The sequence below is a fragment of the Rhodococcus sp. C-2 genome, from assembly GCF_027854095.1.
Taxonomy (GTDB): domain Bacteria; phylum Actinomycetota; class Actinomycetes; order Mycobacteriales; family Mycobacteriaceae; genus Rhodococcus_F; species Rhodococcus_F qingshengii.
Genome location: NZ_JAQGFI010000002.1, coordinates 272,568 through 297,561 on the forward strand (window position 1 = coordinate 272,568; position 24,994 = coordinate 297,561).

The following is a 24,994-nucleotide window of genomic DNA, read 5'->3' on the forward strand; positions in this document are numbered from 1 at the left end:
GCTGGCATCACACGTCGACCCAGTGGCGATCAGATTCGCGCACGGCATGTTTGGAGTACCGCGACGATGCTGAACCGCTGAGAATTCGATCCGGAAGTTGTTCCGCATTGAGAAATTCCATCAATCAGGCAGCTACCGACGGACGCATAACAGTTCCCGAATGACAATCGTCCTCGCGACCTGAAGGCTCACGTCATAGCGGCGGCCAACTGCTGAGACAACGTACCTTTGTTCTCCACCTCGACGGTGTCGCAGCCCTGCCAACGCGCAGTTCTCCGAAGGAGTTCCGCCAACCGCGGCGCAGTGTCGGCGTCCGCGGTGGGTTCGGCCCACGCCGCGCGGACAAGCAGTCGACGGTTCTGACGGTCGTTCTTCAGATCGACTCGGGCGCAGATCTTGTCGTCGATCAAGACCGGAAGCACGTAGTATCCGTGAACTCGCTTGTGCGCCGGAGTGTAGATCTCGATCCGGTAGTGAAAGTCGAAGAGCCGCAACGCTCGATCGCGTGCCCACACTACCGGGTCGAAGGGTGACAACAACGCTTCCGCACGGATGGACCTGGGACGCTTCGCTCGCGGATCGATCCACACCTCCCTTGCCTTGCCTCGACGCTCCCAGCCGTCGACGGACACCCGGCGCACACTGCCGGCATCTTCGAGTTCCTGCAATGCCGTTCGTGCTTCTGCGCTGGGCAGACGAAAGTAGTCGGCGATGTCGTCGAGGGTGCCGAGACCGTGTGCCTTCACACCCCGCAGCACCAGTTCGCGTATCGCCTCCGACCGCTCGACGTGTGCGTCGAGTATCTCGGGTGCAAGCATCTGCTCGGCCAGGCCGTAACGACGCTCGAAACCGGCGCGCCCCGCCGAGACCACCTCGCCCCAACGGAACAGCGTCTCCAGCCCGACCTTCACGTCGGACCACCCCCACCACGGACCGCGCCGTGTGTTCGCCTCGTGTTCGATCTCGCTCGCCGCCATCGGACCGTTGTCGCGCAACTCCTGCCGCAACCAATCGAGGAAGACACTCCGATCGGAAGCCCACCCGTCCTTGTCACTCAACGCTTTGGCGCGAAACTGGTCCATCCGCCAACGGAACAACGGCCACATGTCCACCGGCAAGAACGTTGCTTCGTGGCCCCAGTATTCGAGGTATCCCGAACCGGGGGCGAAGGCAAGCTGATCGAGTCTGGATTTGTCGTATGCGCCCAATCGCGCATAAACGGGTAGGTAGTGACTGCGTTCGAAGACATTGACCGAGTCGATCTGCAGCACCTGCAGCCGGTCCATCACGCCGACCAGATTGCGACGCGTCACCGTCGTGGGATGCGATTTGCCGAATCCCTGAGCGGCAAGGGCTATGCGACGGGCAGCTGCCAGTGACACGACTTCGCTCATAGTGGGCCAGACTACGCACACTCACCGACACGCTTCAGGCGGCCGAAGCCCGACGGCCGAACAGTACTGCCGACATGAACACCTGCAACCTGGCCGCGTTCTCTGCGGCAGCGTCGAACTTCATCATGCGGCCGACATCCGGGACCAGGTTGAGCGCAGCGTGAACTACGAACTTCGCCTCTACTGCCGACAGCTCAGGACGAATCTCGCCGAGCACTCGCGCCCATTCGACCACGTAAAGCTTCTGGCGATTCTTCAGATCGCTTCGATGACTCGGCAGAAGGTTGTTCATCTCGGAGAAGTAGACCGACATCAATTCGTGCTGTGCAAACGACAACTCCACGTACATCGCCGACAGTGACCGGAGCACTTGTTCGTGCGAAGTCGCGGAGTCGAAGACCGCTGCCGTCGCCAAGTCCAAGCGATCTGCAGCTCGATAGAACACGGCGCCGAGAAGCTCTGCCTTGCTGGGAAAGTAGCGGTACATACCGGATGCGTTCAAGCCGGCGGCCGCGGCGATCTCTTCGATGCTGACGTCGTGATACCCGCGAGAGTCGAAGAGGCGCACGGCTTCCTGCAAGAGACGTTCACGTTTGTTCGTGGTCACGGTTCGTGGTAACGAGGACTGCTCCAAGCGGCTAGCGGTGATTGCACCCTCACCTTGATCTATCGCCAGACACGCGTCGAGCAGAACCTTCTCCATCGATCGCTGGGGCAGCAACAGGTTATGGACGGTGATGCTGCCGATGACGCTGAACATCGCTGCCACGACGAGGGTCTCGTCCCTCGCCGTCATCGCGGGTTCGGAACGCGAAAGATACCGGGCTACTCGGCGATTGACCGCACTGGCTTGCGCTCGAACGGATTTCCGATCATCGGCGTCGAGAAACCGGCTCTCCCAACGATAGATTCCGGCCGTACGCCGATTGTGGATCGTCGTTCGTATCACTGCAATCAGATCTTCGCGCAACCGCTGCGCATCGGTTGCCGCAGGCGCAACCGAAACGGCATCGAGGGCACTGGCGAGCGCTCCGGTCAACTCCAGTGCCGCGTGGCGGAACATCGCGTACTTGTTCGGAAAGTGCCGATAGAGCGCCGAACCCGAAATACCGACCGCCGACGCGATGTCGTCGACACTGACAGCAGGATATCCGCGCTCACTGAACGCGATTGCCGCTGCTGCCGCGATCTGCGCCTTGCGGTCCTTCGGTCGCCTCTTGACGGAGTCGGACCTCGGCTGCCGAACAATCCCATTCGACGTCTGCGCGTCGACGAACTGATCGTTCAGGCTCACCGTGTACCCCACTCTCCAGCCCTCACGCACAAAGCACTTCGATCCGCCTGCTCATCAGACGAGAATCAGCATAAGCATGATTCTGAAAACTCGTACACCGATTTCAGCACATCGCGCGTCTAGAGTTTCATACATGCAGGTAACACTGCCTTTGATCAGAACACACCACTCGCCATTCGCCACCTCCCCCGTTGCTTCCACCGAGAATCTTCGTTAACAAAACGTTGCCTGTGGCCACCAGCAGTGGGTAGGGTCACCGCTCGAAGCATCCAGCCCGCATCCACGAAGCAATCCGACTGACAGATTCGGAATATTCGTAAACATACACAGGATGTCGATATGAACAGTTCCGATATCTCCACGTCAATGAAGGAAACTCGGTCAACAGGGCTGACAGTTCGACGAGAATTTCGGTTCACATAATGCTTGCTTGGACACATATATGTGTGAGATGCTTCACAGGCAGTTCGCTCGACCGCCAGCGCTCGAACAGTTCGAACTCCGTGCCGAACACTGTTGATCTGCAAAGGAATTCAATTAGATGACGTACGAGCTGCCAGCCGCGAAGGGCCCGGTGCGAGACGTAGCGTTACAGGGGGGCTATCTGATCGGATTCTCGGTTCAGGCACTCTTCGGCCTGTTCACGGCAATCCTGCGCAGACGACTCTCATTGCACGAGACGGTTACTCAGACCCTGTTCATCGGTCGCGTCAGCACCGGCCCGTCGCTGCTTCTCATGATTCCGATCGGTGTATTCATCGCCGTCTCGGTCGGTGAACTGGCCGGCCGGATCGGAGCCGGTGGATATTCCGGAGCTGTCGTAGCTTTCATCATCGTCGGTCAGGCCGCGGCGCTGGTGTGCGCGTTGATGATGGCCGGTGTCGCAGGATCGGCGATCTGCACGGATTTGGGTTCACGAAAGATCCGGGAAGAGATCGACGCGATGGAAGTGATGGGCATCGACGTGATCGAGCGCCTCGTCGCACCGAGATTGGTTGCGGCAGTGATCGTCTCCCTTGCACTGTGTTCGATGGTCACCTTCGGCGGTGTGATCGCGTGCTACCTGTACCACATCTACGTCCAGCATCTTCCGGCCGGAACGTTCATGGCAACGTTCAGTCAGTACGGGCGATCTTCCGACTTCGTCATGGCTTTGGTGAAGGCTGCGGTCTTCGGCATCGCTTCGACTTTGGTCGCCACCTTCAAAGGTCTACATGCAAAAGGTGGCCCACGCGGCGTTGCCGACGCAGTCAACGAAGCCGTGGTCATCGCGTTCGCGCTCGTCTTCATCGTGAACACAGTGTTGTCCGCGCTCTACACCGTAATCGTCCCGGCAGTCGGTGAATTCTGATGTCGCTCGTCGATCTCCGTGTTCGAGCACGTCAAGCGAGCAGACCCCTGCGAACCGCGGGCGACGGCCTCGTCTCCCTCGGTCAGCACGTCACTTTCTACGTCCGCACTATCGCATCGATCCCCTTTGCGCTCACCAAGTACCGCAAGCATGTACTCGGTCAGATCAGCGAGGTCAGCTTCGGCACGAATTCCTTGTTGTCCGGCGGCGGCACCATCGGGATCGTCTTCGCGATGTCGCTGGCCGCGGCGATGATGTTGGGCGTCGAGACCCACCGGGGCCTCGAGCTTGTCGGGATGACCTCGCTCTCCGGCATGCTGTCCGCGGTTGCCAACACCCGTGAACTGGCCCCTGTTGTCGTCGCGATCGCGTTGGCCGCCAAGGTCGGAACGGGTTTCACCGCCCAGATCGGGGCCATGCGTATCTCCGACGAAATCGACGCGCTGGACTCGATGGCGATCCGATCGATCCCCTTCCTCGCGGGTACCCGGGTGATCGCTGCCATGATCTGTGTCATCCCGATCTACATGATCGGACTCCTGGCCAGTTACCTCTCGACCCGACTGGTCGTCGTGTTCTTCAACGGCGCATCGGCCGGTACTTACGACTACTTCTTCCATCTGGCGATCTCTCCGCAGGATCTCCTGTACTCGGGTCTCAAGGCCGTGGTGTTCGCCGCTGTTGTCGCGCTGGTTCACTGCGCGTACGGCTACTATGCCTCCGGTGGTCCGGCCGGCGTCGGGCAAGCGGCCGGGCGCGCGCTCCGGACTGCGATCCTCGCGATCGGAATCCTCGACGTACTGATGACTTTCGCGCTGTGGGGCCTCGTGCCCCAGATCCCGGGAATGGGGGTCTGAGCCGTGGACAGACTCACTACACGCACGAAGATCGTGTACGCCCTTCGCGGCGCGATCGCCATAGTCGTAGCCGTCGCCGCCGCCGTGACAATGGTTCTACGCGGTTCGGGAAATCTCGAGCAGAGCACCGACATCTTCGTCGCTGTTCCAGCCACAGCCGGTCTCATCAGCGGTGAAGCTCCGGTTCGGTACCACGGCGTCAACGTCGGCCGAATCGGCGAAATCGAATCAGGGACCGCCGAATCCGTTGTGCAGTTGCAGATTCAGACCGATGACGCGTCGAAGATTCCCGCTGACGTGGTGGCTCGCGTTGTTCCACGCACGTTCTTCGGCGACATCTACATGCAGCTCGTGGACAGTCCGAATGAGCAGGGCCAGACGACTCTGGCGGACGGAGACGAGATCCACATGGACGACGGTCCCGAAGCCGTTGCGCTCTACGACGTGTACACCAAGTTGGTGGGCGTCCTCACTGCGATGCAGCCCGAGAAGTTGCAGACAGCCCTGACTGCGCTGGGCCAGGCGCTCGACGGAAACGGAGCCGAGATCGGTACCACGATAGACAATCTCAGTGCCGCGTCCGGCGTACTGACACCCGCCGCACACCAATTCCTCGAATCGACACCCGAATTCAAGTCGGTCGTCGACGCGTTGGACCGTGCGACCCCCGACATTCTCGATACCTTGGCAGCCGCCACAACCGTCTCGAACGACATGGTCGCCAACAGAGCGAATCTCGAGTCCTCGATCGGCGCGGCCGCAGTCTTCGCCGCTACCGTCGACGATTTTGTCGGGGCGAACAACCGAAACATCATCACTGTGATCGATTCCGCCGGAAAGATACTCGCAACCACCGCGGCCAATCCCGGAGGACTGCGTTCCACCCTCGCCAATGCCAGTACGTTCGGCGCCGCGGGCGCTCGAGTCTTCGCCACCGGAAAGTTCGACATCACAGCAGTTGCCACGTTCGCCGAACCGCTCCCATACACGGGTGATGATTGCCCGCAGTACGGTGACTCGCGCGGAGCACAGTGTTCGGGCTCCAACCTGACGCCTGAACAACCCGTCAGTGCCCCGGTCGTGGGCGGCGTAGCCGAAGCGGCCCCCCTGCGGTACCTCGAAGATCAACTACTGGGCGGATCGCCGGAACCCTCGGATACCCCCAACCCGGCAACAACACTGATGTTGGGGCCGATGGTCAGAGGTAACGAGGTGACCGTCCCGTGAAGGTCCGTCCTGGCCAGGTAATTCGGTTGTCACTCTTCTGTCTCACCGGCGTCGCCTGCGCGTCGTTCGTGGCGAACACGTTGTCGGTCCCGGTTCGCGGAAGCACCGATTCGTACTCGTTCGAGTTCACCGACGTCGAAGGACTCAACCCGGGCAACCCGGTCACCATGTCGGGTGTGCGTATCGGCCGCGTGGACTCGGTTGCGTTCGCCGACAACGGAGGCGGGACGAGCAAGGCGATCGTCGACGTTGAAATCGAGTCGCGATATTCCCTCGAGTCGGATGTCCGTGCCGCCGTGCGCTACGGCGACATGCTCGGTGCTCGATATCTGGCACTGACGCAAGACGACAGCGCAACAACGGTATCCGCACGACAGCTCGAACCAGGTGACACGATACCGCTGGCGCAGACAACACCGCCGATCAACTTGACGGCCCTGATGAACGGGTTCAAACCGTTGTTCGCCGCGCTGCAGCCCGAGCAGGTCAACACGCTCACGCGAAGTTTTGTCGAAACCTTCAATGGCCAGGGCAAGGCAATGACCACCCTGCTCGACCAGATCGCGACCATGAGTTCCGGCCTGGTCGACCGTCAGGACGTCTTCGCGCAACTACTCACGAACATGAACACTCTTCTCACCTCCGTCGACGAGCGTCAACCCGAATTGGTCGGTCTGTTGGACGGTTTGAACGATCTGAGTACTTCCGTCGTCGGGCAGAACGATCAACTGGTCTCGCTCTTGGATCAGGGAAACCGCACTGTCTCGTCGTTGGCTCAGATCATGGCCGGGTCGAACGGCGCATTCGGTCAGACCGTGCAACAACTCGAAAGTGTCACCGGGAGTTGGATTGCGAGCACCGACGAGTTCAACAGACTTCTCGTCAACCTTCCCCAGTTCGCCGACGCCGCCAACCGGATCGGAAGTTACGGAAGTTTCATCAGCCTGTATCTGTGCAATTTCACTCTGAAGGCAGGCGACATGGAAGCCAACATCTTCGGTCCGACACACTCGCCGGTGTGCTCATGATGTTCCTGGTCAAGCTGATCGACGTGTTCGTCGGCATCATGCTCTTCCTGTTCAAAGGGGATCGCCGTCGCAGCGGTAGCGGCACCGCTCTCGCCCTGGGCAGTCTCGGAATCTTCGTTCTGGTGGTGGGACTCGGCGCCGCCTTGGGCATTCCGAAGCTCTGGTACAACGTACGCACGTCGGCATACACAGCCGAGTTGGCCAATGCCAGCGGGCTTTCCGACACCGATCCGGTTTACGTGGCCGGGGTTCCCGCGGGCCGAGTGGATTCGATCGACCTTGCCGGCGACCACGTCGTCGTCAACTTCCGCTTGGACAAGGACCAGCCTTTGGGAAACCAGAGCACGGCGACGGTCAGGCTCAAGACGGTCCTCGGCAAGCGCTACCTGGAGATCGTGCCGGCCGGAGTGGTCGACGACTCCGAGGCGCGGGTCATCCCGCTCTCCCGCACAACCGTGCCGTACAGCCTCGACGACGTCAGCAGTGATGCCACCACTGCGGCAACAGGCGTCGACCTACAGGCGATGGAGTCCATGATGAACACCCTTTCGCAGGTGATTCCCACTGATTCCGATCAGGTGGGCCGGGCTCTGGCCGGAATCAGCGGCGCCTCGGCGGCTTTCGCGCAGAACAGTGAACAGATCGACCAGATTCTCATCATGTCTCGTGAGCTGTCGGACATGGCTGCGGCACAAACCGATTCGATCGTCGGTACTGCGGCCAATGCTCAGACGATCGTTCGAACTCTTGCGATGCGCAAGGACGCACTGACTCAGCTGGTCGACAACCTGACAATCATCATCTCGAAGCTCTCCACCACTTTCGTCGATCGTCAGGACGAGTTCGGAGCCATGACCGACAACCTCGTCGCGGTCACCACCACGCTGAAGAACAACGCAGATCAGATCGACCTGCTGTTGACTCGTCTTCCTTCCGCGCTGCGTTCGGTCACCGATTCAACCGGCACCGGCAATTGGACCGACGTCAACGCGCCGGCGGCCGTGATCCCGGACAATCTGCTCTGCGCGCTCGGCATCATGGAGGGCTGCAAGTGAATACACGAAAAGCCGTCACGGCCATGCTGGTAGTGACCTTGGCGATCGCCCTGCCCGGTTGGTACATATTCGGACGAACAGATCAGTCCAAGACCGTCTACGCCGATTTCAGCTACGTCGGCGGAATCTACGAGGGAAGCAAGGTCACCGTCCTCGGAGTCGGCGTCGGGACGGTCACGTCGGTGGAACCTCGCGGAACTTCTGTTCGAGTAGCGATGTCGATGCCCGACTCCGTGGACCTGCCCGCAGACGCCTCGGCCTATGTCCTCAATCCATCGGTGATCAGCGATCGACACATCGAACTCGGCCCGGCGTACACCGGCGGAGAGACACTGAAAGACGGCGACCAGATTCCGATCGAACGTGCCCACTCCCCCATAGATTTCGACGGCTTGATGGGAAGCGTCAGCACTTTGGCCGACGCATTTGCCGGGGATGGGGGCAATCTCGGCGATCTCGTGAGCCGCGGCGCCGCCGGGTGGCAGGGCCAGGGCGATCAATTCAACACCGCAATTCGCAACCTCAGCACGGCAACCGGAGTTGTCGGCGCTCGGTCGGAAGACATCGGTGCCCTTGTCGACAATCTCAACACTTTGATGAATGCTCTGGACGCACGGCAGGTCAGCCTCGACGAACTTGTCGGCGACCTCGGCGTCCTGGGTGATCAATGGGCGAGCCAGAACATGGACATCTCACAGCCTCTGCAGGATCTGCAGGTGGTCTTCGACCAGTTGAACAGTTTCATGACAACTCACGGCGATGATGTCGGTGCCATAGCCGACAACGTGCGAGTTCTCGGTGACACTCTGGCTGCCAAAGAACCCGGCCTCGCCGAGTTCATGGACCTGGTGCCGTTGATGATGCAGAACCTCTCCCAGACAATCGGTCCTGATCAGCGCGGGCGCATTCGGCTCAACGTCTCGACTGCATTGACTCAGTTCGCGGTGGCGAAACCGCTGTGCGACACCTACAAGTTGCCGATCTGCACCGGAGCCGGGTTCACGAATCCGATTTCCTTCCCCCTCAGCACTTCTGATCCGCTCGGCATCGCCTCCGCGATTTCCGGCGGAGCCGTCCCCGGAGGTGGCAATTGACGCGGCAATCGGTTCGAATAATCGCCGGTATCGTGATCATCGGTGTGGGTTCTGCGGCCGTGCTCGCCTTCGGCGGCTGTAGCGCAGGCATTCAAGACCTACCCCTGGGTCGTTCGGCCGACGGTGACGCGTACAACGTGGCGCTTCAGCTGGCCGGCGCCGACGGCCTGGTGTTGGGAGCAGACGTCCGCAGCGGCCAGAAAGTCATCGGTCGAGTATCCGCGCTGTCAGCCGATGTCGTCGGAGCCGATGTGACTCTGAGTCTGGACGCCGCGACGCCATTGCCCGACAACGTCGAAGCTTCCGTCGAACTCCCGTCCGCACTTGGCAATCCGTTCATCAGACTCTTGGTGCCGGAAGTTCCGTCCGGCTCCACGCTCAGCGACGGAGACACAATTCCGGAGTCTCGCACCGAGATCGGTCCGCAGGTCGAAAGTGCGCTTGCCACCCTCGGCACGGTTCTGACCGGAAGCGGCATCGACCAACTCGATACCGTGGTGCGCGAGCTGAACACCGCGTTTTCCGGGCGCTCCGGTGAAGTTCGTTCTCTGACCGAGACCCTCACCTCGCTCATGGCAGAGGCAAGCAGTCACCGCAGCGAGTTCGACGAGGCCGTCGACCTCGCTGCCCGGGTCTCCTCCCAACTGGCCGGCCAACGCGTAGTTGTCGACAACTACCTCGATTCCGTTCCACAGGTGGTGTCGATTCTCGTGGGACAGAAGGATCAGATTGCGAGCCTGTTGAACTCGACCGTTCAGCTCGCCACCAACGCAAACACCATTCTCGACTCGTCACCCGACGGCCTCGACGCGATGCTGCACGATGCGTCGACCGTTGTCGGGACTCTGGATTCGTTCAACTCGGAGATCGGCCAGACGCTGACGAACATGAACGGGTTGCTCGAAAACTTCACCGGTGCAGTGCAGGGTGACTACCTCGTTTTCGACGGCGCCCTGGATATTCCGGGAACGATCGACAAGCTCTGGAGCGGCGGTATGGCCGGTCAATCGATCGCACCAGCGGGAACTCTCACCGATCTACTTCAGGGAGGTCCGCGTTGAGTCGCCTTGCGCTTGTTCAACTTGTCCTGTTCGCTCTGATCGCTGCTGTGGTCATCCCTTTCGGGATCGTCTACGTGGTCGGCCCTCAGGGTTTCGGGGGTCAAATCCGGCTGCACGCCAACATGTCCGACGCCTTCGGACTGACCAAGGGCACGGTCGTCACGTATCGCGGCGTACAGGTGGGGAAAGTGAGTGAAGTCGAACTCGACGCAGGCACCCGCACGGCTCGGGTGGAACTCTCACTCAACGACAACACCGAGATACCTACCGACAGCGTCGCCAAGGTGACGATGGGGACCGCAGCCGGAATTCAGAATGTCGACATCTACCCCAACACAGACCACGGCCCGTATCTTAGGGACGGCGACGAGATCGCCATGCCCGCGGATCAGCAACCGGTCCAGATGAGCCAGTTGATGCTTCAGGCGTCCGGTGTCCTGGAAGGGATTGATCCACAAGCGATCAGCGACATCGGGACCGAGCTGGGGAATTCGTTCAACGGGCTCGGCCCGAGCTTGGCGACGATGATCGACAACGGTGGGACCATGTCGGCGCAGTTGAACGACCAGTCGGCCGAACTCGCTGCGCTGCTGTCGCGAACCTCCACGTTGGTGGACTCCATGGCGACACAATCGGATTCGTTCGTCCGGGGAATGGCAGCTGCCAAGAACTTCACCGAACAACTCGAATCCAACGCGCCGGTGCTGATCTACCTCACCGATCATTCGCCCGCCGCCCTGAACAGCGCTCAACAGTTGTTCGACAAGTACCACAACACTTTCGGAGCGGTCCTGGCCAATCTCGTCACTGTCGCACCGATCATCTCCGACCGCACAGAGGCCCTGGAAACCGGACTTGTCACGATTCCTGAAGGTCTCGCCAAACTGGCATCCATCGTCAAAGGCGATCGCGCCGACTTTGCCTTGGTTGCGACCCAGGGGCCGGTCTGCAACTACGACACCCCTCGGCGTGAGGTCGGCGATCTGTCTCCCACCAGTCCGAGTCTGGCGATGTACTGTCCCCCCGCCGACGACCTCGTCCAACGCGGAGCACAGAATGCTCCGCGTCCGAACGACCTCGGTTTGCAGAACTCGACCGTCCCGGGCACTCCGATCGGACCGCCCGTCGTCGCAGATCCGATTCTCGTCCCGACCGGAGTCGACGCCCTGAACTACTGGAGATTGATGTTGGAAGGACTGGGAAATGGCACACGGTGACAACGCACTACTCGACGAGACAGAAGCCGAGGTGGCCGAACATCCGACTTCTCCGTCGCTACTTCACCGCCTGAAGGAGCCACGCAACGCACTGATCTCACTAATGGCGGTAGCGCTGGTCGCAGCATTGGCGGTGCTCGGATTCCAGATGTACTCGGCGAATCAGGAAGACACGCTGCGGCAGGAGGCTTTGGACACCGCACGGGATTACTCAACCATCATGTCCTCCTTCGATTATCAGAACCTCGATGTCAACAAGGACACCATCGCCTCGATGTCGACCGACGAGTTTGCCGGCACCTACCGAACGATGGTGGATTCCCTGAGGGAAGTCGTTGCCGGGGGCCAAGGCCAGGCGAGCGCGACGGCGACAGACGTCGGCATCGGATCACTGGACGATTCGTCGGCCAAGGTGCTCGTGTTCGTCGACCAACAAGCCAAGAATGTCGCAGCGCCAGAGGGAAACACACAGAAGTACCGCATGGTCGTGTCCCTGGTCCGCTCGGGCGACCGGTGGCTCGTGAGCAACGTCGAGACCAAGTAACTCACCACACGCGGAGGAAGATCCATGCCCACTCACTACCTGGATTCGGAAAAGTCCGAGTCGTCGCTTCGCACCGATCAGACACGCATCACCATCACGGCCGAGCGTAGACGGTGGGCACGTAAGCCCGCACACATCACCGACGCACTCGATTTCTGGTCGTTCGCCGGAGCCGCTGCCAACGTCATCCTGCAACTCGGTTGGCCCGAGGTGGCGTACGGCGTCATGGAGAGCAAGGTCGAATCGGGTGCTCTGACAGCGCATCCGTGGAAGCGTGCACGAACCACGACGCAGTACCTGACGGTCGCGATCCTGGGTGACGAGGAAGAGCGAAAGGCTTACCGCGAGGCCGTGAACTCGGTGCACCGACATGTGAAGTCGGATTCAAACAGCCCGGTCAAGTACAACGCCTTCAATCGCGAACTCCAATTATGGGTTGCTGCATGCCTGTTCATCGGTTTCGAGGACAGTCATCAGTTGCTGCACGGCAAGATGTCCGATGAACAGGCGGAGTCGTTCTACAAGTCCGCGTCAACTTTGGGAACGACGCTGCAGGTCACCGAAGAGATGTGGCCGGCCACACGTGCCGACTTCGAGCGCTACTGGAACCTCGGTTGCGAACGCGTCGTCATCGACGAACGCACCAAGCAGTACCTGATCGACTTGGTCAACCTACAGATGATCGCGTGGCCGATACGCCTGGTGTTCCGAAACTTGTTGCGGTTCCTGACGGTCGGATTCCTTCCACCGATCTACCGCGACCAACTCGATCTCGAGTGGACCGAAGACGACCGCCGCCGGTTCGAACACCTCTTCATTTTCGTGTCGTTCGTCAACAGGTTCATCCCACGCTCCGTTCGTCAGGCCGGCAACACCATTCAGATGCGCGACATTCGCCGCCGGATCAAGGCGAGCAAGAATCTCGTCTGAGCCAGCGGCGCGTTATTCGTTGTCAATTCTGCTGCCCTACAGGTAAATCGGGCCGGTCGGTCGACAACAGATCACGGCTGGACATGGGTTCCAGCACGACTGGAAACCGGGTCGAAAAGCCGACAAACCGGGCTGATTGAGTGTCACATTCGCCGCATATCGACGCCGTCGAGGCACGTTTAAGGTGACTTACATCATATTTTATCTCGTTTATGTAACGCCGGGAGAGGTGGCATATCGCCATGCGACCTGGGAAAACACTCTTTGATGCATTTCTGTTGCACAAACATGTGTCGACACGCCGACCCGTGACCAATCCGTAATCATCTCTTATGGTTGGTGACAGCCCGATCAACCGGGCATTACCGAATCGCCACCGCCCGTCCCACCCCGCGGTTCGGACTCGACAACATTCCTAGTGGTGGGAGCGGAGCTGAGACGGTCACCGTCCTCCGTCGGCGGGACTCGAGAGGATTTACCGAAAATGACCAAGACCACCGTTACCCGTGCACTTGCCTCTGTCGCCGCAGCCGGAGCCCTCGCGGCCGGAGCCCTCGGACTGAGCGCAGGCACCGCATCCGCAGCCACCCACGACTGGTCGGGTGTCGCAGAATGCGAATCTTCGGGCAACTGGGCCGCGAACACCGGAAACGGCTACTACGGCGGACTCCAGTTCAGCCAGAGCACGTGGGAGGCCTACGGCGGAGCGGGCAGCGCCGCCAACGCCAGCCAGGCAGAACAGGTCCGCGTTGCTGAAAACGTCCTTGCCGGTCAGGGCGCCGGCGCGTGGCCGGTGTGCGGACAGTACCTCCGCTGACCCCAGTTCGAGTAGTGCGTCACTGCCCGGTGTTCGTCGAGAATTCGACGGGCCCCGGGCAGCGTCGTACTAGCGACCTTCATGCCCCGCCTGATCCGGCCCCTCCGCCGCTGCTGTTGAAAGACATTACGGCGGTACGTGATCCGTCGGGATGACGCGGAGCGAGCGAGGTGTACCGACTCGCCTTCCGATCACGCATCAGCCCTCGGAAAGCCATCCACAATTTTTGGGCCGCCCTCGCCAACCGGTTGTGAGAGCTGACCAGCGCAGCCGTAGAAGCGTACGGGATGGGGTCCTTACGCACGTAGTGCTCCATAACCCCAGCGTAGCCGTGTTTCGATGCCGAAATGTTCGTTTTCAATCGCTACCTCGCATCCCTCACGGCGACCGAACAAATCGATCCGGCGCACTCGATGGCCCATCCTTGACCAGGCGTGCAAACCGGTCGGGTAAATCGCGTGGCCCGAACACTTCTCGACCACTGTGTGACAAGAGGCGGTCAACGCTCCACCACTCGAAGTGCTCGACCAGCTCGGCGGCCAGCGCTTCGCGCCCCAACGACCCACAGGGCTCGAATGCGGTCGCCACCGGCACGAGGAAGTAGTCGTTGATCGCACCGCCCCAACCCGGCAATATCGCCGGGTCACGGATCTCCTCATGCCACACATGGGTGGCTGCGCCGTAGTCGCGCAAGCCGATCTCCTCGTCCAATTCGCGCGCGAGCGCCTCGGACGGGGTTTCGTCTCCTTCCAAGCTTCCGCCCGGAGGACACCAGACCGTCAGCCCGCCCCCGGGCGCGATGAATCGGTAAAGCAGAAGACGGGACTGGTCGTCAACGACCAACCCCCTGGCCGAATGCCTCAGACGCATGAGTGCCACTGTAAACCCGGCTCGCGCCCTGGAACGGTGGATGTGCAGTGCTCACATCAGTATTCAATCACCGTCACGCTCCACGCTCGTAAGTCGTGAGCCTAGGGCAAATCCCAACTCAACCAGCCCTGGTCGACACTCGGAATCCAACCGCCGCATGGCTGTCCGTGCTCCAACGCAAAAACGACGTCCTCCAATAGCGCGGCGACGGAGGGCCAGGTTGTCCCTTGGTCGGCGCTGTCTCCGAGGAATTCGCGTACACATCCGCTTGCTTGACCGGTCCGCGTATCGACGAACAAGAGATCGCCCCGAATGTTGGCAGCTATGGGAATGTATGCCGCCAAGAAGGTGTCAGCCACCGTTCCCGCTGGCTGATCAGGCAAAGCGATGCCACCGGCGGCTGTTGTCGTCTCTCCCCACTCTGTCGTCATCGATTCCCACACAGACGCGACACGATCCAAAGGCAACGGTTGAAACTCCGGAAATATCAGGGCCGAGTGCCCTCCGTCGGGGTTTCCGTTCTGCAAACCGAACCACGTCCGTAGCTCGGCCGGCCACGTCCTGCCCGTAAATGTTTCCACGGATTTCAGGACGTCCACTGGCGCGGGCGGGTCGATAGCGGCAGCCGTCACCGGGGCTTCCCGCTGACACCAACCGTTGAGTCTGCGCCAGTGCTCTTCAACGCTCATGAATGCACGCTATCCCGGCCTCACGGATCCATGACATCTGACGGCCGCGTTCGATCTCGCAGCGGGATTTCTGTCGATAGATTCGAACCATGACTCTTACCGACGCATGGCTCGCCTTCATGGAGGTACTCCGCGACCGTGCACCGGTCACCGCCGCTGCGGTACGTCCGCCTCGGACTCGGTCCGATCGGGAAACCGCCGAACGCGTCACTAATCCATGGCCGGAGGACCTACGCGAGTTCTTCGCCCTGCATGACGGCCAACCCTTCCGCTCCGACGACAACCAGTTCGTCGGCGAAGCCCTACCAGGAGTGGAACTGCTTTCACTCGACCATGTGGTTTCCACGCACAGACGTTGCCGTGAACAATTGCATCCTATCGACTACCTCGGACCCGACTGGCCCATCACCGTTCGAGCACAACACGCAGGTGAAACTGCAGAGATGTTCCTCCCTACCTACATTCCGTTCGCCGAGGACGGAGCCGGTGATTTTCTCTATGTCGATACCCGAGGTGGCCTACACCACGGCTGCATCCGCTATTTCGCCGCCGAAGCCGCCGACGAAGGCGGCTCCCTTTTCGGCTCTCTGGCCGACTACGTGGATTCGGTTCGTCGAAGTATCGAGTCAGGATCCGAGCACTCGTACTTGATGCCGACAGTCACTGACGGCGTGCTGGTCTGGGACGTCGACTTTTCGGATCAGCCGATCCCACATCCCCAGCCGAGCCCGATACCGCTGCACCTGCCGTTTCCGCTGAAGGACTTTCAGCCTTCGCTGGTCAATTCAGATGACGACCTCATCGACCTCGACGCCGTCCGCAAATCTGTCCTCGACACTGCGCAGTCCCTCCACCCCGGTTCGCATGTGCAGGGCGGCGAGGCGATATTTCCGCAGGTCCCGCGCCAGCGCGGGGTGACCGTGAACTCCTACGTCCAGATAGACGGAGTGCCCAGATTTTACCTGACGATCGTCACGGGAGTCGAGAACAACGTCATCGTCTACGAAATGCCTCCAGGAGGATTCGAATTCATAGTCGACGACTGACTTCTCTTGGTAAGTAAGGAGATTCCATGTCAGCGAGACTTTGCTGAGTTGACCTAAATGATCGGCACTTGTCCCCCGTTGTTGCGCCCATTTGATCCAGGCGCGCCGTTCCGGGTCGTCAGGGGACGCCTAAAGTACGGCGAGCGACGCCGATGTGGTCGGGGTCGGGGTATCGGACAGATCTCTATACACGAAATAGTTCCAGTCGATTCATGCGGTCGCTCAGGTGGCACGATCAATCAATAACAGCACGCTCCGGCAGTCCGGCAACCACAACCGCGAGGTTGTATCCCGACATCCGCAGTTCTCCGTTGTCCCCTGTCCTCGCGTACTCCGCATGCCCGAACGCCCGCTCGTGTTTCACTCCATCCGGGGTGATCCCCTCGGCCGTGGACAACCGATGGAACTCGGTGCGCGTCGGATCGCCACCGAAACGGCCGAACCCCGCGATACTGTCGCCTTCCGCTTTCATGACGTAGACGTGGCGGTCGGCGATACCGAGGTCCGACTCCACCTTGGCTCGCACCCCGGGTGAACCGTAGAACACCACGTCGTCGACCGCTGCGCTTGCCCCGCGTTGCAGCGCAAGAGAAGTCGCGAGGGATCCGTAGGAGTGGCCCAACGCGGTGATATGGACTCCGTCGTTGACCGACGCAGAACGAAGACCGTGAAAAAAGCTGCCCAATGCGTCGGCGGCTATGCCGGCCTTGGACGATCGACTGACGTCGAAGCTGGCCCGACCGATGTCGAACTTTCCCGGCCCGATCACCTGTGGCGCGTCGTATCCGATCCAGGCGATGGTGGCCACGCTTTCCTTTCGGCCGGCCAGTTCGAGCTGCCGCATCGCCTCGGCTCGTAATCGCGTTGCCTCGCCGACCATTCCGCGCATCGAGTCCTTGACGTTGGTGTTCAGTCCGGGAATCGTCACGGAGATGTGATCCGCTGTGTCCGGATCACCGATCGCAATTGCAGCGAAGCCGCGTTCGCCCGAGCGCATGTCCATGAGCAGTAACCGTCGATCAGGTTCGGCGCGAAACAACTCGTCGAGCGCGTCCAGATCCTCGAGTTTGCGTTCGGCGTACCACTGGCCCGCCCCGGTGTTACTCAGTCTGCCGCCGAAGAACTCGCGGTGAAGTTCTTGCGAGATTCGGACTGAATCATCTTGCAGCCGTGCTCGTTCCGATTGAATTCGATCGAGATTGGCCGGGCTGCGAATCGCAGCAGGAATGCCGTCGAGGTTGGCGATCAGGCCTGGTGCATGACGCAACATCTGACGCTGCCGATCAGGGCTGAACGCTCGCCACTCCTCCCCCACACGCACAGCTTTGTCACGGAGGTCGGTGCCGACCTGAGACCGCAGAGACAACGCATGATGAAGATCCGCGCTGACCAGCAGTGCCTCACCGATCAATTCTCGAACTGCGACCTCGAGCAACTGGGCGTGCACGTGGAGCGGGTGACCGTCGGCGATGGGCGCAACAGCAGAGACGGTCCCATCCTGACGAATATGCAAGTCGTCGGCGACGGCCTCTTTGCGCAGCGTATCCAGCCGTCGACGGATATCGCGAACGCGGTGAGCGACCAGAACGCCTTCCAACCCAGCAGACAGTTGATCCAAGGCTTCGACGTCCCATACGTCGATATCTGTGAGATCCACTCGGGTCAGGACGAACGAGCAGCGATCCGGGCCTGTACTTCCGGGCGACGCAACGGAGGGACGGTCTGAGGTGGCTGTCTGCGAGGCGGCAACGCACTGAGCAGGCGCGTCGTCGTTTCGGTCACCTCACGCACCGCCTGTTCGAAGGCGTCTCGGTTCGCGTCGGACACCTTGGCTATTCCGCTCACCTTACGTACGTATTGGCGAGAGGCCGCCTCGATCTCCTCCGGCGTAGCAGCGGGCTCGAGTCCACGAAGTTCAGTGATGTTTCTGCACATAATTCGACGATAACCCTGCTCACCGACGCCGTCACGGTTCGATACATCAATGTATCCAAACTGCCACGCAGATCCGGGCATCACGGTAGTTTCAGTGAAATTCCCCCAGTGACTGGAAGTAGCCACTAACTCATGGACTCTGCACTCACCTCCGTCGGCTTACCCGCCGCACTCGCCATCATCATGTTCGGCCTCGGGCTTTCCTTGACGGTCGGAGATTTTGCCCGCGTGGCAAAAGCGCCGAAAGCCGTCTCGATTGCCCTGATCTGTCAGTTGTTGTTGCTCCCGGCCGCGGCCTTCGGTCTGGTCACGTTGTTCGACCTCGACCCGCTGCTCGCCGTCGGTATGATGCTCCTCGCCGCATCACCGGGCGGCACCACGGCAAATCTGTTCAGTCATCTGTTCCGCGGCGATGTCGCTCTCAATGTGACACTCACTGCGGTCAATTCGGTGATAGCGGTGGTCACCCTTCCGCTCATCACCAACTTCGCGTTGGGGTACTTCGAACCCGAGGACGCGGACGGCACCCTCGGACTGCAGTTCACGAAGGTACTTCAGGTCTTTGCCGTCGTACTGATTCCTGTCGCCCTCGGAATGTGGGTTCGATTGCGCTCGAGCGCCTTTGCCGAGCGCATGGACAAGCCCGTCCGCATCGGATCCGCGGTGGTTCTGGCACTGGTGATCGTCGGAACGGTTGTTTCCGAGCGCGAGAACATCGCGGACTATCTCGTCGACATCGGCGTCGTCGCCGCCTTGTTCTGCCTACTGAGCCTCTCGATCGGTTACGTCGTTCCCCGGATATTCGGCATCGAGGATCGTCAGGCCATCGCCAGTTCCATGGAAATCGGCATCCACAACAGCACGTTGGCGATCACCATCGCCGTCAGTCTCCTCGACAACGTGCAATTGGCAGTGCCGGCCGCGGTGTACGGCGTTCTGATGTTCCCGCTCGCTGCAGCCTTCGGCGCCGCCATTACCCGAAAGTCACGGACCATGGCCGAAATCGACTAATATCAGGCGGTTTTCGATATAGGTGATCTGGTATCGCCAACCCTACGATCGATACGGACTCAGACCGAAGGGTATCGAAAAAATGCTGACCAACACACCTACCGTGCCGGACGAACGCGTCTGGCAAGAGCTAGTCGACGCACTTACCCGTCGCCAATTCGGCATCGGAGCCGGGATGGCAGCAGTCGCAACTATTCTGTCGTCCTGCAGTTCCAGCGACGGTTCAGGTACCGATGATGACGCTCAAATGCGCACCGTCACCACGCCGTTGGGGACCTACGACATACCTACCAACCCGAAGCGGGTCTTGGCCGTCGACGCCCGAACCGACCTCGAGCTCGCCATTGCCCTGGAACTACCGGTGTTCGGATACAACATCTCGCCCGTCACCAAGTGGGTTCCCGTCGACGGCTCGGCCGAATACCTCAGCGACAAGCCCAATCTGGAGCAGATCCTCGGACTCGCACCCGATCTCATCATCTGCGTCAACGCCGACAACGAGTACTGGCCCGCTGCAAAGCTCCAAGCCATCGCTCCTGTCCTGACGACCGAATCGAAGCAGACGTGGCGGGAGAACCTGACCCGGCTCTCCGATTGGCTGGGCCGAACACCCACCATGGATCGCCTGATCACCGATTACGACGCTCTGATCACCGACATTCGCACTCGACACGCTTCGGCGATCGCGGGCAAAACCGTCGCAAGCTTGTCCTACAGTCCGGACAAGGCCACGATCTACATCGACAGCCTGCCCGTGTCGGAGGAAACGGGTAAGAAGAATCGTCAACCCACCGACATGACGCTCGCCGATATCGGCGGAAGAACATTGAGCACAACCGGTTTCGATAATCAGGGACGACTGAGCATCGAAGAGATGGATCGTCTGCAAGACTGCGACGCGTTCATGGTTTCTGTCACCGACAGCAGTGACACCACCTTCGATCAACTCTCGGACAACAAGTTGTGGCAACGACTTCCGGCTGTGCAGGCCGGGAACGTCACCGTTCTGCAAGGAAGTACGTACTACGGGTCCATCTACACCAACATGTACGTCGCCAAGGGCTGGGACGATCTCTATTCGACGCTCGACTGATCAGCCTTGTCCGTGGAAATGCCGGCCGCTCCCGCGCGGTCGGCTTTTCACGTTTCGAGGTCGATGCCCAACGCTCCGGAGAGGGTCCGCAGACAGATCACTCTCAACTCTTCCTGCGGTATGGAAGGTTGATCGAGCCAGTCGAGGCAGACAGCTCGGACGAACGCGATCCATCCCCGAACTGCAACGGCAGCGAGCTGTCTTCTTTCGCCCTCGAATCCCAGTGCATCGAGGATTCGAATCTGCTGCTGTTCGAGTTCGCGCTCGACAATCGCCCGGATACCGGCCTCGGCCGACAGCGTCCCGACGTTGATGGCGCGCACTCCCCTGCTGTGCGACTTCACGTACGCGAAGTAGGCGTCCAACCCGGCTGCCACCTGTTCGCGCACCGGTAGCGTCGCATCGGGTGCGGTCACCTCGAGCAGGTGCTGCGATTCGCGCTCGACGATTGCGGCGAAGAAGTCTCGCTTGGTCGGAAAATAGTGGTACATCAACCCGCGCGAGACGCCCGCAATCTCGGCGACCTCTTCGATCCACACATCCTCGTACGAGCGATCGGCAAAAAGTTGCGCGCCGATGTCGAGCAACTGCGTGCGCCGCTGCTCTCGGTCCAGGCGTTTTCGTGGTGCGACCATAGGCAAGTCAGATTACTACTTGACACCGATTCAGTAAGGCGTACTTTGCGTACTAGACATCAATTCAGTAAGCGATCTCACCCCGGGGGACACAAAATGAGCGTCGACACCACTCCAGAGGCGACGACCGATGCTCGGATCCCGCATCCGGCGTGGCGCCTGCCGGTCCTCGGGGACGTTCTCGGGATCAATATCCGGACACCGCTGCAGAACTCCGTGAGCATCGGCCGCGAACTCGGCCCGATCTTCGAGAGAAATGTCCTGGGAAATCGCTTCGTCTTCGCCTCGGGCGCGGACATGGTGGCAGAACTGTCCGACGAGTCCCGGTTCGCGAAGCACCTTGCACCTGGAGTCAAAGCACTCCGCGGAATCGGCGGCGACGGCCTGTTCACGGCGTACAACCACGAACCCAACTGGGGCAAGGCGCACAATCTCCTGGCACCGGCGTTCAGCCAGACTGCGATGCGCTCGTACCACCGCACCATGCTCGACGTAGCCGGCGAGTTGGTCGACCATTGGGACAGTCGTGAAAGTGACTCCCCCATCGACGTCTCCGCAGACATGACCAAGCTGACGCTGGAGACCATCGGACGCACTGGATTCAGCTACTCGTTCGACTCCTTCGAACGTGAAGAACAGCATCCGTTCGTCAAGGCAATGGTCGGCGCACTCTCCCATTCGCAGCGCACGACGTTCCTGAAGTCGACCGCCCTCGGGCGAGTGCTCGCACGTCGCGCCGATCAACGTGACGAGGTCCGCAAGGCGTACATGGCCGAGGTTGTGGACGAAGTGATCCGTGCCCGGCGGACAAGTACCGAACCGGGGCCCGAAGATCTTCTCGAACTGATGCTGCGGGCGGCACGCGAGAACGATCCCAACCGTATCGACGAACTGAACATCCGCCATCAGGTCGTGACCTTCCTCGTCGCCGGACACGAAACGACCTCCGGCGCATTGTCGTTCGCGCTGTACTACCTGTCACGAAACCCTGACGTGCTGGCCAAGGCGCAAGCCGAGGTCGACAAGGTATGGGAGGGCGAGGAGCCCGCCTTCGAGAAGATCGCGAAACTTCGATACGTACGACGCGTCCTCGACGAATCATTGCGTCTGTGGCCGACCGCTCCCGCCTACGGGCGCGCGGCGCTCGAAGACACGACGCTCGTCGGCAAGTATCCGATGAAGAAGGGCGATTGGATGCTCGTGCTCATCCCGTCACTTCATCGTGATCCGGTGTGGGGCAACGATCCCGAGGCGTTCGATCCGGATCGCTTCCTGCCTGCCAACATCAAAGCCAGGCCGGCGCACGTGTACAAGCCATTCGGAACGGGTGAACGCGCCTGCATCGGAAGACAATTCGCCATTCACGAAGCGGTCCTCGTGTTGGGCACCATCTTGCAGAAATACACGATCGAGGCCGATCCGGACTACGAGTTGAAGGTAGCCGAACGGCTCACCCTGATGCCCGAAGGCTTCAACTTGACGGTCCGCCGACGCTGACCTCGCAAAACTGCGTCGCGCAACTCGGTTGAACAGTCCCGAATGCGGTAATCCCTGAGGTGGCAGCAGCGAGCACCGGCGCACCCTGGGAGTTCACATGACAAAGAGGCCTGCAGTGGGAATCGTCTTACTCTCGGCGGCATTGGCCACGGGAGCTTGCTCGGCAAGCGTCGGGACGCCGCAAGTGGACAAGTCCGAAGTCGCAAGTCAGATCTCCACTCAACTAGCCGAGAAGATCGGCGAGCCACCCGACGACGTGACGTGTCCGGAGAACCTCGACGCCGAAGTCGGCGCATCGATCACGTGCATCCTGACCGAGCAGGGCACCGAATACGACGTCACAGCTACCGTGACCAGCGTTGACGGTGAAAGTGCGAACTTCGACATCAAGGTTGCGGATGTGCCGAACAACTAACTGCTGTGCGCCTTTATTAACCGCCGGCGGTTAATAAAGGCGCACAGCAAGGCGTCAGAGCCGCTCGATAATCGTCGCGTTCGCGGTGCCGCCACCTTCACAGATGGTCAGCAGGCCGTAACGACCGCCGGTGCGCTCGAGTTCGTTGAGCAGGGTTGCCATCAGCTTGGTGCCGGTCGCGCCGAGCGGGTGACCGAGTGCGATCGCGCCGCCGTTGACGTTGACCTTGGCCGGATCTGCGCCGATTTCCTTGATCCAGGCCAGGACGACCGGGGCGAAAGCTTCGTTGATCTCGACGATGTCGATGTCGTCGATGCTCAGGCCGGCCTTCGCGAGAGCATGCTTCGTGGCCGGGATCGGCGCACTGAGCATGAAGATCGGGTCGTCGCCGCGTGCGCTGAGGTGATGAATCCGGGCGCGGGGCTTGAGGTTGTACTTCTCCACCGCTTCCGCCGACGCCAGCAGCAGCGCACTCGCACCGTCGGAGATCTGGCTGGCCACTGCTGCGGTCATGCGTCCGTCTTCGACGAGAACCTTGAGCGTCGCCATCTTCTCGAGGCTGGTCTCGCGGGGTCCTTCGTCGACGGTCGCGTCACCCATGGCGACGATCTCGTTGTCGAAGCGACCTGCGGCGATTGCAGCCTTGGCGCGCTCATGGCTCTGCAGGGCCCACTTCTCGAGCTCTTCGCGGCTGATGTCCCACTTCTCGGCGATCATTTCGGCGCCCTTGAACTGCGAGACTTCCTGGTCACCGTAGCGCTCGGTCCAACCGACCGAACCCGAAGTCGGCGTGTCGAATCCGTACTGCTGACCGACGATCATCGCTGCCGAGATCGGAATCTGGCTCATGTTCTGAACGCCGCCGGCAACGATCAGATCCGCGGTGCCCGACAGGATGGCCTGAGCGCCGAAGTGCACTGCCTGCTGGCTCGAACCGCACTGACGGTCGACGGTCACCCCGGGAACGTGTTCCGGGAATCCCGCTGCGAGCCAGGACATACGGGCGATGTTGCCGGCCTGGCCGCCGATGGCGTCGACGCAACCGAAGATCACGTCGTCGACGTCACTGGGGTCGATACCGGTGCGCTCGACCAGTGCCTTGACGACGTGCGCACCGAGATCGATGGGGTGCACGCCGGACAGCGCGCCGCCCCTCTTGCCGATCGGTGTGCGAATGGCGTCGACGATGTAAACCTCGGACATAGCGTTAGCTCCTAGTTTCGTTGTGCAGCAATAGTTCTTGAAGTTGATTCAGCAATAGCGTCTGAAGTTGTGGCCGGATCGGAGAGCCCGTCGAGCACGATCGCGAGATATTGAGCCGCGACGGCGTGAGCCGAGAGGGATCCACCCGGTCGGTACCAGCGAACCGCGACCCACACGGTGTCGCGCATGAAGCGGAAGACCAATTCGACGTCGATGTCGGAGCGGAAGGTCCCGTCCGCGACGCCGGCTTCGAGGACGCCGACCCACAGGTCCCGGAATTCGGTGTTGCGCTCGGCCAGGTAAGCGAAGCGCTCGTTCCCGACGAGGTGCTTGACCTCGTCCTGGTAGATCGCCACAGCCGAATGTGAGGCGTCGATGGCCTCGTACGACGTCACGACCAGTGCTTCGAGCGTCGCGCGACTGTCCAACCCCGCCGCGACGATCTCGCGGTATTTTCCGAAGAGTTCGTCGAGGAACTGGTGCAGGATTTCGTCGACCATCGACTCCTTGGAATCGAAATGGTGATACAGGCTGCCGGACAGGATCCCGGCGGCGTCGGCGATGTCGCGGACGGTCGTCGCGCGCACTCCGCGATCGGCGAAGAGCCCCGCCGCGATCTCGAGCAGCTCGTCGCGGCGCCCGGACTTGCCGTTTGATTCGTCGGAATTTCGAGGTGGCGTCATGTATTCAATCCTATCCAGGGCCTTCCCCTGTGCGCGGTCAGCGAGTCC

General features: G+C 60.8%; 24 protein-coding genes and 1 pseudogene. 16 read left to right on the plus strand and 9 right to left on the minus strand.

All coding sequences use genetic code 11. The features are described from left to right. Positions 1–188: 188 nt before the first annotated feature. Positions 189–1,394, minus strand: a complete 1,206-nt coding sequence (locus PCS43_RS05040; protein WP_209911388.1) for a winged helix-turn-helix domain-containing protein — start codon at positions 1,392–1,394, stop codon at positions 189–191. A 34-nt stretch (positions 1,395–1,428) separates the two neighbouring features. Beyond that, positions 1,429–2,688: a TetR/AcrR family transcriptional regulator gene (locus PCS43_RS05045; protein ID WP_270922999.1), complete on the minus strand. Its 1,260-nt coding sequence runs from the start codon at positions 2,686–2,688 to the stop codon at positions 1,429–1,431. Positions 2,689–3,229: 541 nt separating this feature from the next. Between PCS43_RS05045 and PCS43_RS05050 the strand changes: the two genes are divergently transcribed. From PCS43_RS05050 to PCS43_RS05100, 11 genes and pseudogenes are all read left to right on the plus strand, one after another. Then, a complete protein-coding gene (locus PCS43_RS05050) occupies positions 3,230–4,039 on the plus strand; it encodes an MlaE family ABC transporter permease (protein ID WP_003945485.1) in 810 nt (269 codons plus the stop codon). Beyond that, a complete protein-coding gene (locus tag PCS43_RS05055) occupies positions 4,039–4,896 on the plus strand; it encodes an MlaE family ABC transporter permease (protein ID WP_003945491.1) in 858 nt (285 codons plus the stop codon). The genes PCS43_RS05050 and PCS43_RS05055 overlap by 1 nt, the downstream gene beginning before the upstream one ends. A 3-nt stretch (positions 4,897–4,899) precedes the next feature. Further along, positions 4,900–6,123, plus strand: coding sequence for an MCE family protein (locus PCS43_RS05060; RefSeq protein WP_007734237.1), 1,224 nt, complete (start codon positions 4,900–4,902; stop codon positions 6,121–6,123). Continuing rightward, entirely contained in the window at positions 6,120–7,151 is a 1,032-nt protein-coding gene (locus PCS43_RS05065; protein WP_099697034.1) for an MCE family protein, read from the plus strand. Before PCS43_RS05060 ends, PCS43_RS05065 begins: the two co-directional genes overlap by 4 nt. Next, positions 7,151–8,206, plus strand: coding sequence for an MCE family protein (locus tag PCS43_RS05070; protein ID WP_007734231.1), 1,056 nt, complete (start codon positions 7,151–7,153; stop codon positions 8,204–8,206). The genes PCS43_RS05065 and PCS43_RS05070 overlap by 1 nt, the downstream gene beginning before the upstream one ends. Beyond that, a complete protein-coding gene (locus tag PCS43_RS05075) occupies positions 8,203–9,300 on the plus strand; it encodes an MCE family protein (RefSeq protein ID WP_003945762.1) in 1,098 nt (365 codons plus the stop codon). Before PCS43_RS05070 ends, PCS43_RS05075 begins: the two co-directional genes overlap by 4 nt. Further along, positions 9,297–10,361 carry an MCE family protein gene (locus tag PCS43_RS05080; RefSeq protein ID WP_209911365.1) on the plus strand — a complete coding sequence of 355 codons (1,065 nt, stop codon included), beginning with the start codon at positions 9,297–9,299 and terminating at the stop codon, positions 10,359–10,361. Before PCS43_RS05075 ends, PCS43_RS05080 begins: the two co-directional genes overlap by 4 nt. Next, positions 10,358–11,578 (plus strand): MlaD family protein, encoded by a 1,221-nt coding sequence (locus PCS43_RS05085; protein ID WP_047269602.1) that lies wholly within the window; start codon positions 10,358–10,360, stop codon positions 11,576–11,578. The genes PCS43_RS05080 and PCS43_RS05085 overlap by 4 nt, the downstream gene beginning before the upstream one ends. After that, positions 11,565–12,122 carry a hypothetical protein gene (locus PCS43_RS05090; protein ID WP_047269603.1) on the plus strand — a complete coding sequence of 186 codons (558 nt, stop codon included), beginning with the start codon at positions 11,565–11,567 and terminating at the stop codon, positions 12,120–12,122. Before PCS43_RS05085 ends, PCS43_RS05090 begins: the two co-directional genes overlap by 14 nt. A 24-nt stretch (positions 12,123–12,146) precedes the next feature. Beyond that, complete coding sequence (locus PCS43_RS05095; RefSeq protein ID WP_047269604.1) at positions 12,147–13,052, plus strand: oxygenase MpaB family protein; 906 nt, start codon at positions 12,147–12,149, stop codon at positions 13,050–13,052. A 484-nt stretch (positions 13,053–13,536) separates the two neighbouring features. Then, a pseudogene (locus PCS43_RS05100) lies at positions 13,537–13,863 on the plus strand (transglycosylase family protein); the annotation flags it as partial. A 384-nt stretch (positions 13,864–14,247) separates the two neighbouring features. On the opposite strand, the gene PCS43_RS05105 reads toward PCS43_RS05100, so the two are convergent. Beyond that, the gene (locus tag PCS43_RS05105) at positions 14,248–14,739 is read right to left on the minus strand and encodes an NUDIX domain-containing protein (protein ID WP_080726636.1); all 492 of its coding nucleotides are present in this window, start codon (positions 14,737–14,739) and stop codon (positions 14,248–14,250) included. A 101-nt stretch (positions 14,740–14,840) separates the two neighbouring features. Then, entirely contained in the window at positions 14,841–15,428 is a 588-nt protein-coding gene (locus tag PCS43_RS05110) for a hypothetical protein (RefSeq protein WP_154100282.1), read from the minus strand. Positions 15,429–15,517: 89 nt separating this feature from the next. On the opposite strand from PCS43_RS05110, the gene PCS43_RS05115 reads away from it, so the two are divergent. Continuing rightward, complete coding sequence (locus PCS43_RS05115) at positions 15,518–16,474, plus strand: SMI1/KNR4 family protein (protein ID WP_058227638.1); 957 nt, start codon at positions 15,518–15,520, stop codon at positions 16,472–16,474. A gap of 235 nt (positions 16,475–16,709) precedes the next feature. On the opposite strand, the gene PCS43_RS05120 is transcribed toward PCS43_RS05115, so the two are convergent. Both PCS43_RS05120 and PCS43_RS05125 read right to left on the minus strand, forming a co-directional pair. After that, complete coding sequence (locus PCS43_RS05120; RefSeq protein ID WP_065351939.1) at positions 16,710–18,131, minus strand: alpha/beta hydrolase; 1,422 nt, start codon at positions 18,129–18,131, stop codon at positions 16,710–16,712. Between the two features lie 5 nt (positions 18,132–18,136). Then, positions 18,137–18,409 (minus strand): DUF2277 domain-containing protein, encoded by a 273-nt coding sequence (locus PCS43_RS05125; RefSeq protein ID WP_003945457.1) that lies wholly within the window; start codon positions 18,407–18,409, stop codon positions 18,137–18,139. Positions 18,410–18,541: 132 nt separating this feature from the next. Here PCS43_RS05125 and PCS43_RS05130 point away from each other — a divergent pair, with 132 nt between their 5' ends. Beyond that, on the plus strand, positions 18,542–19,420 hold the full coding sequence (locus PCS43_RS05130; RefSeq protein WP_003945620.1) for a bile acid:sodium symporter family protein: 879 nt from the start codon (positions 18,542–18,544) through the stop codon (positions 19,418–19,420). Between the two features lie 82 nt (positions 19,421–19,502). Continuing rightward, the gene (locus tag PCS43_RS05135; protein WP_073512099.1) at positions 19,503–20,513 is read left to right on the plus strand and encodes an ABC transporter substrate-binding protein; all 1,011 of its coding nucleotides are present in this window, start codon (positions 19,503–19,505) and stop codon (positions 20,511–20,513) included. 47 nt (positions 20,514–20,560) lie between these two features. Here PCS43_RS05135 and PCS43_RS05140 read toward each other — a convergent pair whose 3' ends face one another. Next, positions 20,561–21,148, minus strand: coding sequence for a TetR/AcrR family transcriptional regulator (locus PCS43_RS05140; RefSeq protein WP_003945528.1), 588 nt, complete (start codon positions 21,146–21,148; stop codon positions 20,561–20,563). Positions 21,149–21,244: 96 nt separating this feature from the next. On the opposite strand from PCS43_RS05140, the gene PCS43_RS05145 reads away from it, so the two are divergent. Further along, on the plus strand, positions 21,245–22,645 hold the full coding sequence (locus PCS43_RS05145) for a cytochrome P450 (protein WP_007734205.1): 1,401 nt from the start codon (positions 21,245–21,247) through the stop codon (positions 22,643–22,645). 97 nt (positions 22,646–22,742) lie between these two features. Continuing rightward, entirely contained in the window at positions 22,743–23,060 is a 318-nt protein-coding gene (locus PCS43_RS05150) for a DUF4333 domain-containing protein (protein WP_020906277.1), read from the plus strand. A 54-nt stretch (positions 23,061–23,114) separates the two neighbouring features. Here the strand turns inward: PCS43_RS05150 and PCS43_RS05155 are convergent, their stop codons facing one another. Both PCS43_RS05155 and PCS43_RS05160 read right to left on the minus strand, forming a co-directional pair. Continuing rightward, entirely contained in the window at positions 23,115–24,263 is a 1,149-nt protein-coding gene (locus tag PCS43_RS05155) for an acetyl-CoA C-acetyltransferase (RefSeq protein WP_007734192.1), read from the minus strand. 11 nt (positions 24,264–24,274) lie between these two features. After that, a complete protein-coding gene (locus tag PCS43_RS05160; RefSeq protein ID WP_003945807.1) occupies positions 24,275–24,946 on the minus strand; it encodes a TetR/AcrR family transcriptional regulator in 672 nt (223 codons plus the stop codon). Between the last annotated feature and the right edge of the window lie 48 nt (positions 24,947–24,994).

Excerpts from the sequence above, each read along its gene's own strand:
- PCS43_RS05040 (WP_209911388.1), bottom strand. The coding sequence starts at position 1,394 with ATGAGCGAAGTCGTGTCACTGGCAGCTGCCCGTCGCATAGCCCTTGCC.
- PCS43_RS05050 (WP_003945485.1), top strand. The coding sequence starts at position 3,230 with ATGACGTACGAGCTGCCAGCCGCGAAGGGCCCGGTGCGAGACGTAGCG.
- PCS43_RS05055 (WP_003945491.1), top strand. The coding sequence starts at position 4,039 with ATGTCGCTCGTCGATCTCCGTGTTCGAGCACGTCAAGCGAGCAGACCC.
- PCS43_RS05070 (WP_007734231.1), top strand. The coding sequence starts at position 7,151 with ATGTTCCTGGTCAAGCTGATCGACGTGTTCGTCGGCATCATGCTCTTC.
- PCS43_RS05090 (WP_047269603.1), top strand. The coding sequence starts at position 11,565 with ATGGCACACGGTGACAACGCACTACTCGACGAGACAGAAGCCGAGGTG.
- PCS43_RS05095 (WP_047269604.1), top strand. The coding sequence starts at position 12,147 with ATGCCCACTCACTACCTGGATTCGGAAAAGTCCGAGTCGTCGCTTCGC.
- PCS43_RS05105 (WP_080726636.1), bottom strand. The coding sequence starts at position 14,739 with ATGCGTCTGAGGCATTCGGCCAGGGGGTTGGTCGTTGACGACCAGTCC.
- PCS43_RS05110 (WP_154100282.1), bottom strand. The coding sequence starts at position 15,428 with ATGAGCGTTGAAGAGCACTGGCGCAGACTCAACGGTTGGTGTCAGCGG.
- PCS43_RS05115 (WP_058227638.1), top strand. The coding sequence starts at position 15,518 with ATGACTCTTACCGACGCATGGCTCGCCTTCATGGAGGTACTCCGCGAC.
- PCS43_RS05125 (WP_003945457.1), bottom strand. The coding sequence starts at position 18,409 with ATGTGCAGAAACATCACTGAACTTCGTGGACTCGAGCCCGCTGCTACG.
- PCS43_RS05130 (WP_003945620.1), top strand. The coding sequence starts at position 18,542 with ATGGACTCTGCACTCACCTCCGTCGGCTTACCCGCCGCACTCGCCATC.
- PCS43_RS05135 (WP_073512099.1), top strand. The coding sequence starts at position 19,503 with ATGCTGACCAACACACCTACCGTGCCGGACGAACGCGTCTGGCAAGAG.
- PCS43_RS05140 (WP_003945528.1), bottom strand. The coding sequence starts at position 21,148 with ATGGTCGCACCACGAAAACGCCTGGACCGAGAGCAGCGGCGCACGCAG.
- PCS43_RS05145 (WP_007734205.1), top strand. The coding sequence starts at position 21,245 with ATGAGCGTCGACACCACTCCAGAGGCGACGACCGATGCTCGGATCCCG.
- PCS43_RS05150 (WP_020906277.1), top strand. The coding sequence starts at position 22,743 with ATGACAAAGAGGCCTGCAGTGGGAATCGTCTTACTCTCGGCGGCATTG.
- PCS43_RS05155 (WP_007734192.1), bottom strand. The coding sequence starts at position 24,263 with ATGTCCGAGGTTTACATCGTCGACGCCATTCGCACACCGATCGGCAAG.
- PCS43_RS05160 (WP_003945807.1), bottom strand. The coding sequence starts at position 24,946 with ATGACGCCACCTCGAAATTCCGACGAATCAAACGGCAAGTCCGGGCGC.